19 protein-coding genes are annotated in these 17,345 nt (G+C 65.0%); 3 read left to right on the top strand and 16 right to left on the bottom strand.

Annotation, left to right across the window (positions count from 1 at the left end; genetic code table 11):
- Positions 1 to 60: 60 nt before the first annotated feature.
- The 3 genes from ACUCV3_RS22335 to ACUCV3_RS22325 form a co-directional block, all read right to left on the bottom strand.
- The gene (locus tag ACUCV3_RS22335; RefSeq protein ID WP_004210739.1) at positions 61 to 249 is read right to left on the bottom strand and encodes a YezD family protein; all 189 of its coding nucleotides are present in this window, start codon (positions 247 to 249) and stop codon (positions 61 to 63) included.
- A 110-nt stretch (positions 250 to 359) separates the two neighbouring features.
- Complete coding sequence (locus ACUCV3_RS22330; protein ID WP_010338566.1) at positions 360 to 1,028, bottom strand: RBBP9/YdeN family alpha/beta hydrolase; 669 nt, start codon at positions 1,026 to 1,028, stop codon at positions 360 to 362.
- A gap of 174 nt (positions 1,029 to 1,202) precedes the next feature.
- Entirely contained in the window at positions 1,203 to 1,568 is a 366-nt protein-coding gene (locus ACUCV3_RS22325) for a PRC-barrel domain-containing protein (RefSeq protein WP_004210742.1), read from the bottom strand.
- An 86-nt stretch (positions 1,569 to 1,654) separates the two neighbouring features.
- On the opposite strand from ACUCV3_RS22325, the gene ACUCV3_RS22320 reads away from it, so the two are divergent.
- Entirely contained in the window at positions 1,655 to 2,086 is a 432-nt protein-coding gene (locus ACUCV3_RS22320; protein ID WP_279729062.1) for an OsmC family protein, read from the top strand.
- Here ACUCV3_RS22320 and ACUCV3_RS22315 read toward each other — a convergent pair.
- From ACUCV3_RS22315 to ACUCV3_RS22285, 7 genes are all read right to left on the bottom strand, one after another.
- Positions 2,083 to 2,988, bottom strand: coding sequence for a DMT family transporter (locus ACUCV3_RS22315; RefSeq protein WP_279729063.1), 906 nt, complete (start codon positions 2,986 to 2,988; stop codon positions 2,083 to 2,085). The genes ACUCV3_RS22320 and ACUCV3_RS22315 overlap by 4 nt on opposite strands.
- A 53-nt stretch (positions 2,989 to 3,041) precedes the next feature.
- The gene (locus tag ACUCV3_RS22310) at positions 3,042 to 3,848 is read right to left on the bottom strand and encodes a class I SAM-dependent methyltransferase (protein WP_069336645.1); all 807 of its coding nucleotides are present in this window, start codon (positions 3,846 to 3,848) and stop codon (positions 3,042 to 3,044) included.
- A gap of 87 nt (positions 3,849 to 3,935) precedes the next feature.
- The gene (locus ACUCV3_RS22305; RefSeq protein ID WP_279776198.1) at positions 3,936 to 4,661 is read right to left on the bottom strand and encodes an anti-sigma factor family protein; all 726 of its coding nucleotides are present in this window, start codon (positions 4,659 to 4,661) and stop codon (positions 3,936 to 3,938) included.
- On the bottom strand, positions 4,654 to 5,181 hold the full coding sequence (locus ACUCV3_RS22300) for a sigma-70 family RNA polymerase sigma factor (protein ID WP_037516480.1): 528 nt from the start codon (positions 5,179 to 5,181) through the stop codon (positions 4,654 to 4,656). The genes ACUCV3_RS22305 and ACUCV3_RS22300 overlap by 8 nt, the downstream gene beginning before the upstream one ends.
- A gap of 5 nt (positions 5,182 to 5,186) precedes the next feature.
- On the bottom strand, positions 5,187 to 6,410 hold the full coding sequence (locus ACUCV3_RS22295; RefSeq protein ID WP_279729068.1) for a glycosyltransferase family 4 protein: 1,224 nt from the start codon (positions 6,408 to 6,410) through the stop codon (positions 5,187 to 5,189).
- A gap of 46 nt (positions 6,411 to 6,456) precedes the next feature.
- Entirely contained in the window at positions 6,457 to 7,182 is a 726-nt protein-coding gene (locus tag ACUCV3_RS22290; RefSeq protein ID WP_234893102.1) for a hypothetical protein, read from the bottom strand.
- Positions 7,183 to 7,261: 79 nt separating this feature from the next.
- Positions 7,262 to 8,794, bottom strand: a complete 1,533-nt coding sequence (locus ACUCV3_RS22285) for a TadA family conjugal transfer-associated ATPase (RefSeq protein ID WP_004210759.1) — start codon at positions 8,792 to 8,794, stop codon at positions 7,262 to 7,264.
- Between the two features lie 243 nt (positions 8,795 to 9,037).
- Between ACUCV3_RS22285 and ACUCV3_RS22280 the strand changes: the two genes are divergently transcribed.
- Positions 9,038 to 10,063 carry a glycosyltransferase family 2 protein gene (locus tag ACUCV3_RS22280; protein WP_279729070.1) on the top strand — a complete coding sequence of 342 codons (1,026 nt, stop codon included), beginning with the start codon at positions 9,038 to 9,040 and terminating at the stop codon, positions 10,061 to 10,063.
- Positions 10,036 to 10,761, top strand: coding sequence for a class I SAM-dependent methyltransferase (locus ACUCV3_RS22275; protein ID WP_482241154.1), 726 nt, complete (start codon positions 10,036 to 10,038; stop codon positions 10,759 to 10,761). Before ACUCV3_RS22280 ends, ACUCV3_RS22275 begins: the two co-directional genes overlap by 28 nt.
- Here ACUCV3_RS22275 and ACUCV3_RS22270 read toward each other — a convergent pair.
- From ACUCV3_RS22270 to atpA, 6 genes are all read right to left on the bottom strand, one after another.
- Positions 10,735 to 12,294 carry a hypothetical protein gene (locus ACUCV3_RS22270; RefSeq protein ID WP_279729071.1) on the bottom strand — a complete coding sequence of 520 codons (1,560 nt, stop codon included), beginning with the start codon at positions 12,292 to 12,294 and terminating at the stop codon, positions 10,735 to 10,737. The two genes, ACUCV3_RS22275 and ACUCV3_RS22270, sit on opposite strands and share 27 nt — an antisense overlap.
- 121 nt (positions 12,295 to 12,415) lie before the next feature.
- Positions 12,416 to 12,670 carry an ATP synthase F1 subunit epsilon gene (locus ACUCV3_RS22265; RefSeq protein ID WP_048938594.1) on the bottom strand — a complete coding sequence of 85 codons (255 nt, stop codon included), beginning with the start codon at positions 12,668 to 12,670 and terminating at the stop codon, positions 12,416 to 12,418.
- Between the two features lie 153 nt (positions 12,671 to 12,823).
- On the bottom strand, positions 12,824 to 14,269 hold the full coding sequence (atpD, locus tag ACUCV3_RS22260) for a F0F1 ATP synthase subunit beta (protein WP_004210765.1): 1,446 nt from the start codon (positions 14,267 to 14,269) through the stop codon (positions 12,824 to 12,826).
- Positions 14,270 to 14,293: 24 nt separating this feature from the next.
- Positions 14,294 to 15,178, bottom strand: a complete 885-nt coding sequence (locus tag ACUCV3_RS22255) for a F0F1 ATP synthase subunit gamma (RefSeq protein ID WP_004210766.1) — start codon at positions 15,176 to 15,178, stop codon at positions 14,294 to 14,296.
- Positions 15,179 to 15,181: 3 nt separating this feature from the next.
- The gene (locus tag ACUCV3_RS22250; protein WP_037511450.1) at positions 15,182 to 15,772 is read right to left on the bottom strand and encodes a LysE family translocator; all 591 of its coding nucleotides are present in this window, start codon (positions 15,770 to 15,772) and stop codon (positions 15,182 to 15,184) included.
- A 42-nt stretch (positions 15,773 to 15,814) separates the two neighbouring features.
- Positions 15,815 to 17,344, bottom strand: a complete 1,530-nt coding sequence (atpA, locus tag ACUCV3_RS22245) for a F0F1 ATP synthase subunit alpha (protein WP_004210768.1) — start codon at positions 17,342 to 17,344, stop codon at positions 15,815 to 15,817.
- Between the last annotated feature and the right edge of the window lies 1 nt (position 17,345).

Genomic DNA, 17,345 nt, shown 5'->3' with positions numbered 1-17,345 from the left:
CCGCATCGGCATGTCATCCCCGACATGCCCTGATCTATGCGCTTGCCCTCCCTTGATCGGTCAGGCGGTCAGGCGCGTCTTTTCGGTGACGTCGATCTGCACGACGCGGGCGTCGTGGACGGTCAATGTGATGGAGCCGAAGCGCAGCCCTTCCAGCACGTCGCGCACCTTGTCGATGCTGGCGATGATGTCGGGGCGCTGGCCTTCGGCGCGGCTGTGGCGAAGTTCGATGGTTCTATGTTCGGTCATGTTCATCCCTCTGGCCGCGTTTTAACTCAACTGCATTAGTAGACAAAAAAGCAAATATAAGGGGCGCGCAAGATTCTCTTGTCGCGCCCCGGCGATGTCTGGGGCCGATATCAGCTGGTCATGCGCAGCCCGTCGGACGGGCGATCAAGCCGCGCCATCGGCATGGCCGGCCGCATCTGGCGCACGGCGGACGCCTGTTCCTGCGCATTGTCGATCAGCCGTTCCAGCAGCGCCTGGCCAAAGCCCCAGGCGCCCAGCCCCGAATCCGCGTTGATATGGCCGCTATGGCCGGCATCGACGAACTGGCTGCCCCAATTCTTGCCGATGCTGTGGGCGCGTTCGAAGAAGATATAGGGGTCGTTGCGACTGGCGACGAGAATCGACGGGAAGGGCAGGGGCGTGCGCGGCGTCGGGCCGAATCCGCCGATCGTCTCGGGTGTTTCCATCCGGTCGCAATCGGGCGGCGCCACCAGCAGCGCGCCGGTCACCGGCCAGCCATAGGCCTGGCTTTGCAGGGCGCCCCACCAGGCGACGGCCAGGCAGCCCAGGCTGTGCGCCGCCAGGATGACCGGGCCGTCAGCTTGGCGAATGGCGGCGTCGAGCCGCGTGACCCAGGCATTGCGATTGGGGCTGGCCCAGCTGCCCAGATCGACGCGCTGGCAATCGCCGCGTCCGCTGTCCCACAATGTCTGCCAATGATCCGGGCCGCTGTTGTTGAGGCCGGGGATGGTCAGCACGACCGGCTGGCGCGCGTCACCCGAATGTCCGAATCGCTCCATTATCCTTATCCTCGTCCTATATTCTGAGCCTCCCAAAATAATACTATTCATCTGGTAGACAATGGGTGAGCGCCGAAATGTGTCAGAATCTGGGCAACCTGAATGGCAGATAAACGGGCGCGTCGACCCCATGGCCGCGCGCCCGCATCAAGCCCCTGAACGGGCAGGAAAAAGCTACCAGGGGTAAATCAGCCCATAATATTGGTAGACGTTGCGACCATAGGCATCGTCGAAGGCCGGCCGGTCCTCGTCCAGATAGTGGGGCGCCTGTTCCAGCACCTCCTTGGCCAGTTCGATCACATAGCCGCCCTTGTCCATATCATAGGCCAGCATCGACCAGGGCAGGGGATAATGTTCATTGCCCATGCCCAGGAAACCGCCGAAGGACAGCAGCGCATAGCGCACATGGCCGCTGCGCTTGTCGACCATGAAATGGGAAATCTTGCCAAGCCTGTCGCCCTGGCGGTTGTAGACGGCGGTGCCCTCGACCCGGTCGGACGCGATCAGGTCATGGCGATGCGCGCTCATCATCTCGGCCATTGTCACTCTCCTGCAAAAACATTCTATTCTGATGCAACCATGGGGAACCGCTGGGGTTCCTCCGCTTCACAGCAAGGAGCATCGGCATGAAGATCAATCGCAGCGGTTCGGCGGCCTGGAGCGGCGGCCTGAAGGACGGCAAGGGCACGATCTCGACCCAGAGCGGCGCGCTCGACGCCTATCCCTATGGCTTCGCCACCCGGTTCGAGGGCATGCCGGGCAGCAATCCGGAAGAACTGATCGCGGCGGCCCATGCCTCCTGCTTCACCATGGCATTGTCGCTGATCCTGGGCGAAGCCGGACTGACGGCGGAGAAGATGGAGACGAGCGCGGTCGTCACGCTGGAGCAGCAGGAGGGCGGATTTGCCATCACCGCAAGCAAGCTGACCCTGAAGGCCAAGGTCCCCGGCGCCGACGACGCGACCTTCCAGGAACTGGCGGCGAAGGCGAAGGCCGGGTGCCCGGTATCGAAACTGCTGAAGGCCGATATCAGCCTGGACGCGGAACTGCTGGCCTAGGCCGTCGCGATACGCCTGGCGTGGCGATGTTCACGCCAGGCGATATAGAGGCCGCTGGCGATGATCAGCGCGGCGCCGACCCAGGTCGTCCACATCGGCCAGTCGCCCCAGATCGCCCAGCCCAGCAGCGTGGTCCACAGGATCGAACTATAATCCATCGGCAGTACCACCGACACCGGCGCCCAGCGCAGCGCGGCGGTGAGGCAAAGCTGCGCGATGCCGCCGAACAGGCCGATCATCAGCAACAGGCCCCAGGTCTGCGCGTCATGCGGCTGGCCATAGAAGAGCATGCCGATGCCGAGCGGCGGCACCGACAGGGCCGTGAACCAGAAGACGACGACCCCCGCGCTCTCGGTGCGGCCCAGTTCCCGCAGCACCAGGCTGACGCTGGCCGTCACCAGCGCGGCGGTGATGGCGACGGCAACGCCCATCGGCGGGAAATGGCCGCCTTCGGGCCGGACCATGATGAGGACGCCCAGAAAGCCGATCAGGACCGCAGCCCAGCGATGGAGGCCGGTCGGCTCGCGCAGGATCAGCGCCGACAGGATCGTGCCGAAGATCGGCATGGTGAAGCCGATCGTCGTCGCCTCGGCCGGCGGCAACAGGATGTAGGACAAGAAGTTGAGCGCCATGCCGGTGAGGCCGATGACCATGCGGGTCGCATGGACACCGATCCGCCGGGTGCGGATGGCGCCGATGCCGCTGCTCATCGCCAGCCAGGCGAAGACCACGGGCAGGGCAAGCGCCTGACGGTAGAAGAGGGTTTCGACCAGATGGACGCCATGGGCGTCGGCAACCCGGCCGGTCACGAACATCACCGCCAGACAGATGACCGCGACCAGGCGCAGGCCGATGGCGAAGAGCGGGCGATGCGGGCGGGACGGGGCGGCGGCGCTGGACACGCCGCTTCCTTAACCCGGTTACGCGATGGCGCAACCGGGCTGGGTCGGGTTTCTTACTTGAGCGGCTTGCGGAATTTCAGCGTCATGCGGTCGCTTTCGCCGATCGCAACATACTTCGCCCTGTCAACTTCGCCGTTACGCAGCGTGGGCGGCAGGGTCCAGACGCCCTTTTCCCAGTCGGCCGTGTCCTTGGGATTGGCGTTCACTTCCGATGCGCCGACATATTCGAAGCCCGCGCCTTCCGCGATGCGGCGGATGGTCGAGACCTTGAGATAGCCGCTGCTCTTTTCCAGCGCCGTGTCGCGATCCTCGGGCAGGCGATGGTCGACGATGCCCAGCGTGCCGCCGGGCTTGAGCATGGCGAAAAAGGCCTTGAAGGTCGCATCCTCGCTGCCGCCCATGACCATGTTGTGGACATTGCGGAAGGTCAGCACGGTGTCGACGCTGTTGGCCGGGATGCTGGCGGCTTCCTCGGGATAGGCGACCAGCTTCACCTTGTCATAGGCCTGCGGCTTTTCGGCCAGGAACTTCTTGTAGCCGTCAAGATAGCGGCCGGTGGGCTGGAGCGCATAGAAGCTGCCCTTGTCGCGCAGCAGCGGCGCCAGGATTTCCGTGTACCAGCCGCCGCTCGGCGCCCATTCCACCACCGTCTGGGTCGGCGTCACGCCAAAGAAGGCGAGCGTTTCCTGCGGATGGCGATATTTGTCGCGGGCGACATTGGCCGGGGTGCGGCTGGACGCGCCGATGGCGGCTGCCACCGGATCGGCGCCATGGCCGGCATGCTGGGCGACGGCCGCGCCCAGCGGCAGGAGGGTAAGGGCAGCGGCAAGCGCGATCGATCGGCGGGGAAAAGCGGACATGGGCAACCTCTCAACGGATCTGGAGCGCAGGGTGTGCCGTGCCCGCATCCCACTGGCAAGGAAATCCGGTGGTTAGGGACGGGCCGGTCAGGACCAGCTGCCCGCGATCGACTCCGCCGTGGCGTCGATCGCGGCCGGTTCATCCTCGCCGGTCAGGGCATAGGACATGTCGCCGCGCCGCCAATAGGCCACTGACTGGGCGCCCTCGCGCACCGAATCCGGTCGCTCTGGGGCGTCGGTGCGCCGGTGCATGGCATAGATGGACAGGTCGCGCCCTTCGGGCGTGCGCAGCGCGATCAGCAGCGCGGGCGTGCGTTCACCGGGGAAGAGCTGGACATCGGTCACGCGCCAGTCGGCGGGCAGGCCGGGAATGTCGATATGGGTGCTGGCCAATATCTCGCGCGGGTCGAAGCTGGGTGATTCGATCTGCCCCTGCATCCGGGCGCGGATCATGGCGACGCGGTGGGAGGTTGCGGCATCGACCACATAGGCGGGCGGCCCGTCGCGCACCATGAGCAGGGCAACGAAGCTTGCCGCCAGCAGGGCAAGGCCGCCGCCGGCGCCGATCGCAAAGCGACGATGGCGCGCGGCCGGCGGGTGGAGCGCGCTCGCCTGTGCCGCCATGGCTTCGGGCAGGGGCGCGCGGTCCTGCGCCAACAGGCGCAGCCCGGTGCGGGCGCTGAGGTCGCCCATGACCTGCGCGGCGAGGTCGGGCCGGCGCGACAGGCGGTTCTCCACCGCAAAGCGCCGGCCGGGATCGAGCTGGCCGTCGACATAGGCCATCAGTTCGATCTCCAAAGGATCCTCACTCATCCTGTCCTCCCACGATGCGCAGCCGATCGCGCGGCTGCCTGTCCCTGTCCTGTCGCAATGTCGCCCGCGCACGGGCCAGGCGCGACATCACCGTGCCGACCGCTATGCCCAGAAGGTCGGCGCTTTCCTGATAGCTCAGCCCTTCGACCACGGTCAGGTGCATGACGGCGCGCTGATGGTCGGGCAGGTCGGCAAAGGCGCGGGCGACCTGCATCAGGTCGGCGCGCACCTCCTGGTCGGGATCGGCATGATCGACCTGGATCTGGGCAAAGGCCATATTGCGACGCGTTTCCGCCGCCTCGCGCCGCTTGGCCGAGATGAACACATTGTGGACGATGGCCAGCAGCCAGCGGCGGCGGCTGCGATCGGGCTGGAACTGGTCGCGCCGTTCGATCGCGCGCATCACGGCGTCCTGCACCACATCGTCAGCGACGACATGGTCGCGCGACAGGGCGCGGGCATAGCGGCGCATGGCGCGCAGGTCCGCCTCCATTTCCATGTCCGTCCGCTTGCCCGTCATCCACATCATTCCATTGGGGCGCCCGCCAGTTCGCGATAGACGCGCGCCACCGAATCCAGGACATGGTCCCAGCGATAGTCGCCCGCCGTCGCCTCCGCCGCGTGGCCGAGCCGCCGCCTTAGGCCGGTGTCGCGGACGAGGGAAGCCAGGCCGCCGGCATAGGCGCCAACGTCGCCCGGCGGCACCAGCAGTCCGTTGACGCCATTATCGATCAGGGCGGATGCGCTGGGGACGTCGGCCGACAGGACGGCAAGGCCGCTGGCCATTGCCTCCAGATTGACGTTGCCGAACGCCTCCGTGACGCTGGGATTGACCAATATGTCGGCGCTGGCGACCAGCGCGCCGAGACGCGCCCCTTCGACATGGCCGGCAAAGCTGGCATTGGGCAAATGGCGGGCGAGGGCATCGCGCGCCGGGCCATCGCCCAGGATCAGGGGGCGCAGCGACAGACCGTTGGCGCGCGCCGCCATGATGGCGTCGGCGAAGATATCGAGCCCCTTTTCCCTGACCAGCCGGCCGAAGAAGAGCGGCACGACATCGTCGGGCGCATAGCCAAGCTGGGCGCGCAGGCTTTCATCTCGCATCGCCGGATGAAAGACGGATCGATCGACGCCCCGGCTCCAGAGGGCAATGCGCTCTGCGCCATGGATTGCGGCGAGGTCCGCAGCGATCGGCGGGGTCGGGGCGAGGATGCGGTCGCAATCGCCATAGAAGCGATCGAGATAAGTTTCGACCTGCCGCTGCAGGAAGCCGAGGCGATAATAAGCAAGATAGGTCTCGAACCGGGTGTGCAGGCTGGCGACGGCCGGAACGGCGTTGCGCCGCGCCCAGTTCAGCGCTTGCCGACCGAGCAGGTCGGGCGCGGACAGATGCACGATGTCAGGCTGGAACGCCTCCAGATCGGCGCGGGCGGCACGGGTCAGGCCGATCGCGAGCCGATATTCCGGGCGACCGGGGATGCAGAGCGAGCGCACCGATCGGACATCGCCGGCCGAGGCGAAGGCCGGCGTCGGTGCGGTCGGCGAATAGATGCGCACCTCTGCCCCATGCTGGTCCAGCATATGCCGGACCAGACGGTTGAGCGCTCGGTTCGCGCCATCGCGCACGCAATCATAATTGCCCGAAAACAGCGCGATCTTCAGCGGCCGGGATGATGCCGGCGCCGCGGCGAACGGCAGGGCGGCATGAATATGGGCGCGAAGGGAAGAGAGCGGGGAATGCAGCGTCATGCCCCGCATACGCTTGTCGGATCGCGCCTATTCCATCGATGGCCAATTAAAATTGACGAATGATGCGCAGGCCGGCGGTGGGACGGAAGACATCGCCGCGCGGCCGTTCCGCGCCAAGGCCCGCCTGCATGGCGAAATTGCCGCCCAGTTGCTGGTGCAATTGCGGCATCAGCAGCAGGCCGCCCTCGCTGCCGCCCTGATAATTGATCTCCAGCCCCAATACCTGTCCTTCGCGGCTGTCATAGAAGGCAGAGTGGTTGAGGATCACGCCATTGCGGCCATGGCCGCCCGACAGCTTGACGTCAGCGAGCCCCGCCATCGTCACGCTGCTCCAGCGGCTGTTGTAGCGATGGGCCGCCATATAGGCGAAACTGCTGCGATATTGTTTGGCGCGGCGGTCATAGATGCCGAGATACTGGACGCCATGACCGGTGCGTCCGCCGCCGGTGGTACCGAAACTCGCCTGCAGGCCCAGCTTCAGTTCAGCAAGCCGGCCGTTGACGAAGGGCAGTTCGCCCTCGATCGCGAAGCCGTCGGCAAAGGCATATTCGATTTCTGGCGCCCAATGGACGGCGTCGTCATCGCCCGATAGCGGAACGGTTGCCAGCGTATTGACCTCCAGTTCGCCGCGCTTGGCGCCCAGCGGCCGCATCATGTCGAAGATCATCGGTTCGGGCACGTCGGGATAGGCGTCGGACGCCAGCGCGGCATCGCCCAGAAAGGCGCTCGCCATGGCGGCAAGGCCATGGCGCGAAAGGGATCGAACGGACAAGAAAGGCTGCTCCCGCGATAAGGATGTGACGATTCACATCCCCGTCTACGCGGGAGCGGAAGCCTTTATTCCCTGAGGGTCAGAGACAGGCTTCGAGGAAGGGCTGGTCGAAGCCGAACATGCGGGCCTTGTCGAGCGTATAGGGGCGCAGGCCCATCGAGCGATATTCGCCGATGATCTTACCGCTGTCATCCTCGTCATGATATTCGAACTTGAACAGTTCCTGGGTGACGATGACGTCGCCTTCCATGCCGATCACTTCGGTCACGTTGGTGACGCGGCGCGAACCGTCGCGCAGGCGCTTCACCTGGACGATCAGGTCGACCGAGTCGGCGATCTGCTTGGAAATGGCTTCCTTCGGGATCTTGATGTCGCCCATCAGGATCATGTTTTCCATACGGCCCAGGCATTCGCGCGGGCTGTTGCTGTGGAGCGTACACATGGAACCGTCATGGCCGGTGTTCATCGCGGCGAGCAGGTCGAAACATTCCGCACCACGAATTTCGCCCAGGATGATGCGATCAGGACGCATACGCAGGGCGTTCTTGACGAGATCGCCGATGGTGATCGCGCCCTGGCCTTCCAGGTTGGGCGGGCGGGTTTCGAGCGGCAACCAGTGCGGCTGCTGCAGGCGCAGTTCGGCCGCGTCCTCGATGGTCAGCACGCGCTCGCCCGGATCGATCATCTTCGACAGCGCGTTGAGCATCGTCGTCTTGCCCGAACCGGTACCGCCCGAAATGACGATGTTGAAACGGCAGGCGCCGGCGATCTTGAGTGCGGTCGCCATCTTCTGGTTCATCGCGCCCCATTGGGCGAGCATGTCGATGGTGATCGGCTTGGCCGAGAATTTACGGATCGAGATGGCCGTGCCCTTGAGGCTGAGCGGCGGCACGATCACGTTGACACGCGAACCGTCGGGCAGGCGGGCGTCGGCCAGCGGCGTGGTCTGGTCGACGCGGCGGCCGACCTTGTTCACGATGCGCTGGGCGATCTGGAACAGATGCTCTTCATCGCGGAACTTGATCGGCGCGATCTGGAGCTTGCCCTTCTTTTCGACATAGGTCTGTTCGGGGCCGTTGACCATGATATCGCTGATGTCCGGGTCGGCCAGCAATTCCTCGAGCGGGCCGAGGCCCAGAAGCTCGTCGACCAGCACCTTTTCCAGCGCGAACTGCTCGCGCCGGTTGAGCGTCAGCTTCAGCTCGGCCAGCACTTCCATGATGATCGGCCGGAATTCCTCCGCCAGTTCATCCTTGGTGAGGGTCGCGGCCGCTTCGGGATCGACGCGTTCGAGCAGGCGGGGAAGCACCTGTTCCTTGATCTTGTGAACCGACGCCTCGAACCCTTGCGGGCCGGCATCGGCGACATGTTCGGCATTGGCGCGTTCGGACAGGCGCGACATGGCGTCCGCATTGCGCTGCATCTGGCTGGTCGGCGCCGACAGCGGATCGAGCGGAATTTCGCCCGGCAGGGCCGCCAGGTCGAGCGGCGGGAACTGCTCGCCGCCGCGCGGGGCCTCCTCGCGCGCTGCGCCGCCGCTGTGCATCGGTCGGGCGACGCCGAAACCCGGCTTGATGCCGGCAGGTCCATTTTTCCGTCCAAATGCGCTCATAACTCTCCGCCGGTATTCTGCGATCGGGCCAGCCACCCCAAAATGGGCCGATTCACCATGGCTGGAGAAGGTGAATAAGCTGGAAACTTTGACAAATGGCTAATGCGCCGGCGCCCATTCTGAGGATCGCGGATCGCCGGCAAGGATGGCGCCGTGCCGGATCGGGGTGAAGGGCGGGGCACGGTTACCCGACATTAACCAATCTCGCCGATAGGGATTGCAGGCTTTCAGGATTTCGGTGCCATGCGAACCTTGTCCATCGTCATTCCCGTTTTCAACGAACAGGATGGCATCTCCCTTTTCCTTGATGCGGCGCGGCCTGCAGTGGATGAGGCGCTGTCCCTGATCGGCGCCGACGCGCGCGCCGAATATCTGTTCGTCGATGATGGTAGCGCGGACCGCACCGGTGACGTGCTGGAGATATTGTCGCGGTTCAACCCGGACCTGCGCTATGTCCGGCTGTCGCGCAACTTCGGCAAGGAGGCTGCCTTGGCCGCCGGCATCGACCATGCTGTCGGAGACGCGGTCATCCCGATCGATGTCGATCTGCAGGACCCGCCCGAAGTGATCGTCGACATGGTTCGCCTCTGGCTCGCTGGCGCCCAGGTGGTCAACGCGCGGCGGGCCGATCGATCGAGCGACAGCTGGTTCAAGCGCTGGAGCGCGCGGGGCTTCTATGCGCTGCTCAATCGCCTGTCCGATTATCCCATTCCCGAAAATGTCGGTGATTTCCGCCTGCTTGACCGGCAGGCCGTCGATGTCGTCAAGCAATTGGGGGAACAGGCCCGGTTCAACAAGGGCCTGTTTTCCTGGATCGGCTTCCGGGTCGCGACGGTCGATTATGTCCGGGCGCGGCGGGAAACCGGACGCAGCAAATGGGGACTGGGCAAGCTCTGGTCCCTGGCCGTCGACGGCATCACCGCGTCGACCACCATGCCATTGCGCATCTGGTCCTATGTCGGTGGCGCGATCGCGCTCATTGCCTTTGCCTATGCCGGTTTTCTGGTCGTGCATACGCTGGCGACCGGCGTCGACGTGCCCGGCTATGCCTCGATGATGGTTGCCGTGCTGGGCCTTGGCGGGCTCAACCTGCTCAGCCTGGGCATCATGGGCGAATATGTCGGGCGGATCGCCCGCGAGGTGCGGCAGCGGCCACTATATATCGTCGCCGCCGATGCCGGGGCGCGCAACGCCGGGGGCGACGCGGCCCCGGCGCTCGATCAACTGGAAAGGGACGAAGAATGGATCGCTCAGCCTATACGAGCATGAATGCTCAGGAGGGCGAACATTGGTGGTTCGTCGCCCGCCGCGCCATCATCGATGGCCTGATCCGCGATCATGTCGCCTTGCCCGATGACGCCCGCATCTTGGAAGCCGGCTGCGGTACCGGCGGCAATCTGGCGCTTCTGGCGCAGCATGGTAGCGTCGATGCGCTTGAATATGATGACGAAGCACGGGCCATCGCGGCCGCGCGGGGCGTCGCCACCGTGGAGGCAGGCGCCTTGCCGGAGAAGGTCGGCTTCGGCGATCGGCGCTATGACCTGATCGCCCTGCTCGACGTGCTGGAGCATGTCGACCAGGATGAAGCGTCGCTCGCCGCACTGCGCGGCCGGCTTGCGGCAGGCGGGCGACTGCTTGTCACCGTGCCGGCGGTTCCCTGGCTATGGTCCGATCATGACGTGCTGCACCATCACAAGCGCCGCTATACCCATGATGGCCTTGCCGGCGTCGCCTCGGCGGCTGGCTTGCGGGTCGAGGCATCGGGCTATTTCAACAGCCTGTTGTTCCCGCTCGCCGTTGCCCAACGGATGGCGCATCAGTTGCTTCGGCGGGAAGCACCGCTCGATGCCCGCCCGGCACCCTGGCTCAATCGCTCGCTGCAACAGGTGTTCGCGGCCGAACGCCACATGCTGGGCCGCATCAATTTCCCGATCGGCCTGTCACTTTACGCGATTCTCTCCGCCTGATCCTGGTTGCCGGAAATTATGCGGACTGAACCATAGCCCGTCCCAGCACCGGGCCGGTTCGCTGGCAGGAACAGGTGTGGGCCTTGCCGGTCGCACCAGGGCGGGCATGGCGGGCAGGGGCGCGAAATAGGATCCCTTGGGGAAGGTGGCAAAGGTCTGATCCCACGCCTTCGATACCGAACAGCGGACTTCGGGCGCAGGCGGATGGACAAGCGCGCGGCGGATCTCGGCCAGCCCCGTCAGGCTGCCGATCAGCAGCATGGCGATCAGCCAGGTGCGCCGTTCGGTCCCATTGCCCAGCTCATCGGCCAGCATCGCTGCCAGGATGGCCAGCGCGGTGATGGATGCCCGCGCCATGAAATCGATCGACCATCCAATCTGCACGAACGGGATCAGCATCAGCCAGGCGAAGGCCAGCCAGAGCGTGTCTCGGCCAAATCGCGACGGTCGGGCGACCAACAGCATCGGCACCAGATAGGGCAGGGTTTCGATCCCCTGGAACATCAACCATTGCAGCGGCGGAATCGGCTGGAACCGCAGTCCGACGTCCGCGCCAGATGCCGCGCCGAGATAGAGAAGGGACGGGACGGCCAACAGGCTGGCCAGCGCCGGGAGCAGCATGTCGGCGATACGCAGGCGGCGCGCCGCCAGGGTGCGGATGCCGGCCAGCGCGGCGAAGGGCATCGCACCCATCAGACCGAGCGGCGACCATAGGGCCGTCAACGGCAGCAACGCGAGATAGGATGCCAATGGCAATCGTTCGCGGCGCCAGAGCAGATAGCCCATCGCCCCGATCCAGCCGGACATGGCATGTTGCGGAACCCAGAAGGCCAGGGTGATGGTCGAGGAATATTGGAGGCCGATCCAGTCCTCCAGATGATCGCCCAGCCGGCCATTGAGGACTAGGTCGCCGATCGCGTCTATGCCGCTGAAGCCGAGGAAGACGAGCAGCGCGACCAGTCGACCGCGCCGGCCGTCGAACAGTTGCGCGGCAAGCGCGAGACTCAGGCCCAGCAGCAGGGCATTTTGCACCAGCAATGCGATATCGCCCGCGCGCACGCCCAGCGCCTTGTAGAGCAGGGCAGGGGCGAGGAACATGCCGATCGGCGCCCGCAACAGGTCGGGGACAGCCCGTTCGGTATAGACGAAGGGCCAGGGATTGACGGCCATGTCGCGAAGCGCGGCGAGCCGCACCTGCCAGTCGACATTGGCATAGAAGAACCGGCCTTCGCCGCCGAGCATGAGCAGCAGCAGAGAGACCCCCGTGCATAGCAGCAGCGTGCCGATGCTCGGTCCCGATCGGTCGGGCATGGTGCGCAGCATGACGCTGCACAGCCCGCCGATCAGCAGCAGGGCGAGGGGATAGGCCCAGAACGGGGCGACATCCAGGAAGCGCCAGAGCAGCAACTGGTCGAGGCCGAGCCAGGCAAACAGCGCGGCGATCAGCCAGCCGGCCGGAACGGTGTGCTCGAGCAGGCCGCCAGAGCCGGCCGGTGGCGCAGAAACAGCGGTCTTGGCGGCGAGGGCGGTCATCGGCGGGCGGCACTCACAAGAAAAAGGGGCGCGAAGCGCGCCCCTTGGTCCGTTCGTCTGACATGAATGCCGCAGGTTGGAAAGAGCCTGGCTCCCCCATCGGCCTGCGCGTCAGGAAGCCTCAGCCCGCCTTTTCAGCGAGAACCGTCAGGCCCTTCTCATTGACCTCGGCAAAGCCGCCCTGGACCGGGATGATTTCCGGTGCGGCGCCAGCCGATGCGAAGATCTGGATCGCGCCATCGCGCACGGTCGACATGAAGGGCGCATGGCCCTCCAGCACGCCGAAGTCGCCATCGGTGCCGGGAACGACGACCTGATAGACCTCTTCCGAGCGGACGAGCTTTTCAGGGGTCACGAGTTCGAAATGCAGTGCCATTCTAAAATCTCCCCCCTCCCTTCCAGGGAGGGGCCGGGGGTGGGTGCCATCGCGATGCGATGGCCTGCGCCCTAGCCGAGAGGCAGGAAGCGCGCTTCGCGCGCTACCCACCGCTCAATCCCCTCCCTTGGAAGGGAGGGGAGGGTTTGTTGCTTAGGCTGCTTCGGCAGCCAGCTTCTTCGCCTTTTCGATGGCTTCGTCGATGCCGCCGACCATGTAGAAGGCGTTTTCGGGCAGATGGTCATATTCACCATCGACCACGGCCTTGAACGACTTCACCGTGTCTTCGATCTGGACGAACTTGCCCGAGATGCCGGTGAAGACTTCGGCGACGTGGAACGGCTGCGACAGGAACTTCTGGATCTTGCGCGCGCGGGCGACGGTGATCTTGTCCTCTTCCGACAGCTCGTCCATGCCCAGGATCGCGATGATGTCCTGCAGCGACTTGTACTTCTGCAGGATCGACTGGACGGCACGGGCGGTGTCGTAATGTTCCTGGCCGACGACGCGGGGTTCCAGAACGCGGCTGGTCGAGTCCAGCGGATCGACCGCCGGATAGATGCCCAGTTCCGAAATGGCGCGGTTGAGAACGGTGGTGGCGTCAAGATGCGCGAACGAGGTCGCCGGCGCCGGGTCGGTCAAGTCGTCCGCGGGGACGTAGACGGCCTGGACCGAGGTGATCGAGCCCTTGTTGGTCGAGGTGATGCGTTCCTGCAACTGACCCATGTCGGTCGCCAGGGTCGGCTGGTAGCCCACGGCCGAAGGAATACGGCCGAGCAGAGCCGACACTTCCGCGCCCGCCTGGGTGAAGCGGAAAATGTTGTCGACGAAGAACAGCACGTCCTGGTTCTCGACGTCGCGGAAATATTCGGCAATCGTCAGGCCCGACAGGGCGACGCGGGCACGGGCGCCCGGCGGTTCGTTCATCTGGCCATAAACCAGGGCCACCTTCGAACCTTCGCTGATCGCGTTGCCGTCGGCATCCTTGGCGATGACGTTGGCGTCGAGGAATTCATGGTACAGATCGTTACCTTCACGGGTGCGTTCACCCACGCCCGCGAAGACCGAGGTGCCGCCATGGCCCTTGGCGATGTTGTTGATCAGTTCCTGGATGAGAACGGTCTTGCCGACGCCAGCGCCGCCGAACAGGCCGATCTTGCCGCCCTTGGCATAGGGGGCCAGAAGGTCGATGACCTTGATGCCGGTGACCAGGATCGAGGCGTCGGTCGACTGGTCGACGAACTCGGGTGCCTTGGCATGGATCGGCGAACGCAGTTCGGTGGCGACCGGGCCGCGCTCGTCGATCGGCTCGCCGACGACGTTTAGGATGCGGCCGAGGGTCGCCGGGCCGACCGGAACCGAGATCTGCGCGCCGGTGTCGGTGACTTCCTGGCCGCGGGTCAGACCGTCGGTCGAGTCCATCGCGATGGTGCGGACGGTGTTCTCACCCAGATGCTGGGCGACTTCCAGCACCAGGCGCTGGCCGTTGTTGCTGGTTTCCAGCGCCGAAAGGATCGCCGGAAGCGCATCGGGGAAGGTCACGTCGACGACGGCGCCGATGACCTGCGAGATGCGGCCTACATTGTTGGTGGTTGCCATGACTATGTCCTTGCCTGCTTGTCCTTAGAGGGCTTCGGCGCCCGAGATGATTTCGACGAGTTCGGTGGTGATCGCGGCCTGGCGGCTGCGGTTATACTGGATCGTCAGCTTGTTGATGAGGTCGCCGGCATTGCGGGTCGCATTGTCCATCGCGGTCATCGACGCACCCTGTTCGGACGCGTTGTTTTCCAGCAGCGCCTTGAAGAGCTGCACCGTGACGTTGCGCGGGAGCAGGTCGTCGAGGATCGCTTCCTCGCTCGGCTCATATTCCACCGTCGCGGCGATCGCATTGCGGTCGGCGTCGGCGGGGATCTTCACCGGGATGATCTGCTGTTCGGTCGGGATCTGCGCGAGCGCCGACTTGAAGCGCGAATAGAAGAGATGGGCGACGTCGAACTTGCCGTCGAGGAACATCTGGCTGAGTTCCTGCGCCACCGCCTGGGCCTGGGCAAAGCCCGGCTCCTTGGCGCCGGTCGTGTCGTAATTGGCGACGATCTTGCCCGGATAGGTGCGGTTGATGACCGGACGACCCTTGCGGCCGATCAGGTAGAACAGCACCTTCTTGCCATCCAGCTCCAGCGCGCGGGCCTTGGCCAGCGCGGCCTTCACGATATTGGCGTTGAACGCGCCGGCAAGGCCCCGATCGCTATTGGCGACGACCAGCAGATGGACTTCGTCCTTGCCGGTGCCGGCGAGCAGCGGCGAAGCGCCTTCGCCCGAGCCGCCGGCGATCTTGGTCGCCAGGCTCGCGACGACCGCTTCCAGTCGCTCGCTATAGGGGCGGGCAGCTTCGGCAGCGGCCTGCGCCTTGCGCAGCTTGGCCGCGGCGACCATCTGCTTCGCCTTGGTGATCTTCTGGGTCGACTTCACCGACCCGATGCGCAGCTTCAGTTCCTTGAGGCTAGCCATAGTTCAAATATTCCGAGCAAGGGCCAGACGGCCCGCGAGACCAAAGAAACCGACGCCCATGGCGCCTTCGAACCAGCGCATCGCGCTGCTCTGCCCCACTTTGCGGCCCGCCTTGGTGGCGAGCAGCGCGAGCAGGGCGCACCACAGGAAGCCCAGCCCATAGACGATCGCGATCAGCAGCATGCCCTGCCACGGCGCATCCGGGCCGGTGCCCACGAACTGCGGCAGCGCGGCGAGGAAGAAGATCGCGACCTTGGGGTTCAGCACGGTGCTGACCAGGCCCTGGGCGAAGGGCGATCCGCCGATCCGGACCTTGGGCGTTTCGCTTGCCGGCGCCGGCTTGATCGCGCCGCGCAGCAGGCCAAAGCCCATCCAGGCCAGATAGAGGGCACCGGCGATCTTAACGCCCAAGAACAGCCCCGGCACCGCATTCAGCACGCTGAGGAAGCCGAAGCCGCACAACAGCATGTAGAACAGGCCGCCAAGCTGGATGCCGCCGATCGCCGCCATTCCCGCCTTGAACCCGCGGCGCGCCGCGTGGCCGGCCACCAACATGGTGTCCGGCCCCGGCAGCAGCACCAGACCGATCGACATCACGGTCCAGGCAAGAAGGGAATGGGCGGTCAGCACAGCGTCTTAAGCGAAGGTCTTGCCGAACGAGTCCAGCGCAGCCTTCAGCTTGCCCTTGGCGTCGTCGCCCAGATCCTTGCTGTCGCGGATCGCGGTCAGCACTTCGGGGTGGTCGTGACGCAGATAGGCGAGCATCAGCTCTTCATAACGGGTCACGTCCTTGACCGGGATGCCGTCGAGATAGCCGTTGGTGCCGGCGAAGATCGACGCGGTCTGCTCTTCGAACGGCAGCGGCGAGAACTGGCCCTGCTTCAGCAGTTCGGTCAGGCGCGCGCCGCGGTTCAGCAGCTTCTGGGTCGAGGCGTCGAGGTCCGAACCGAACTGGGCGAAGGCCGCCATTTCGCGATACTGGGCCAGCTCCAGCTTGATCGAGCCCGAAACCTTCTTCATCGCCTTGGTCTGCGCGGCCGAGCCGACGCGCGACACCGACAGGCCGACGTTGATGGCCGGACGGATGCCCTGGTAGAAGAGGTTGGTTTCGAGGAAGATCTGGCCGTCGGTGATCGAGATCACGTTGGTCGGAATATAGGCCGACACGTCGCCTGCCTGGGTCTCGATGATCGGCAGCGCGGTCAGCGAGCCATTGCCATTGGCGTCGTTCATCTTCGCAGCGCGTTCCAGCAGGCGGCTGTGGAGATAGAAGACGTCGCCCGGATAGGCTTCGCGGCCCGGCGGGCGGCGCAGCAGCAGCGACATCTGACGATAGGCGACGGCCTGCTTGGACAGATCGTCATACACGATCACGGCGTGCATGCCGTTGTCGCGGAAGAATTCGCCCATGGTGACGCCGGTATAGGGCGCCAGATACTGGAGCGGAGCAGGTTCCGAAGCGGTCGCGGCGACGACGATCGAATATTCCATCGCGCCATTTTCTTCGAGCTGCTTGACGATCTGCGCGACGGTCGAACGCTTCTGGCCGACGGCGACGTAGATGCAGTAGAGCTTCTTGCTCTCGTCGTCGCCCGCGTTGATGCCCTTCTGGTTGATGAAGGTGTCGATCGCGACGGCGGTCTTGCCGGTCTGGCGGTCACCGATGATCAGTTCGCGCTGGCCACGGCCGACAGGGACGAGGGCGTCGATCGCCTTCAGGCCGGTCTGCACGGGTTCGTGCACCGACTTGCGGGGGATGATGCCCGGCGCCTTGACTTCGACGCGCTTGCGCTCGGTATATTCGATCGGGCCCTTGCCATCGATCGGATTGCCGAGGCCGTCGACGACGCGGCCCAGCAGACCCTTGCCGACGGGAACGTCGACGATGGTGCCGGTGCGCTTGACGGTGTCGCCTTCCTTGATCTCGGCGTCCGAGCCGAAGATCACGATGCCGACATTGTCGGCTTCGAGGTTGAGTGCCATGCCCTGCACGCCATTGGCGAACTCGACCATTTCGCCCGCCTGGACGTTGTCGAGGCCATGGACGCGGGCAATGCCGTCACCCACGGTCAGAACGGAACCGACTTCGCTGACCTGCGCTTCGGTGCCGAAATTGGCGATCTGGTCCTTGATGACCTTCGAAATTTCTGCGGCGTTGATATCCATG

This window comes from Sphingobium sp. VMM (assembly GCF_056790315.1).
Note: the sequence above shows the minus strand (reverse complement) of the source record. Positions and strands in the feature narration are given on the sequence as shown.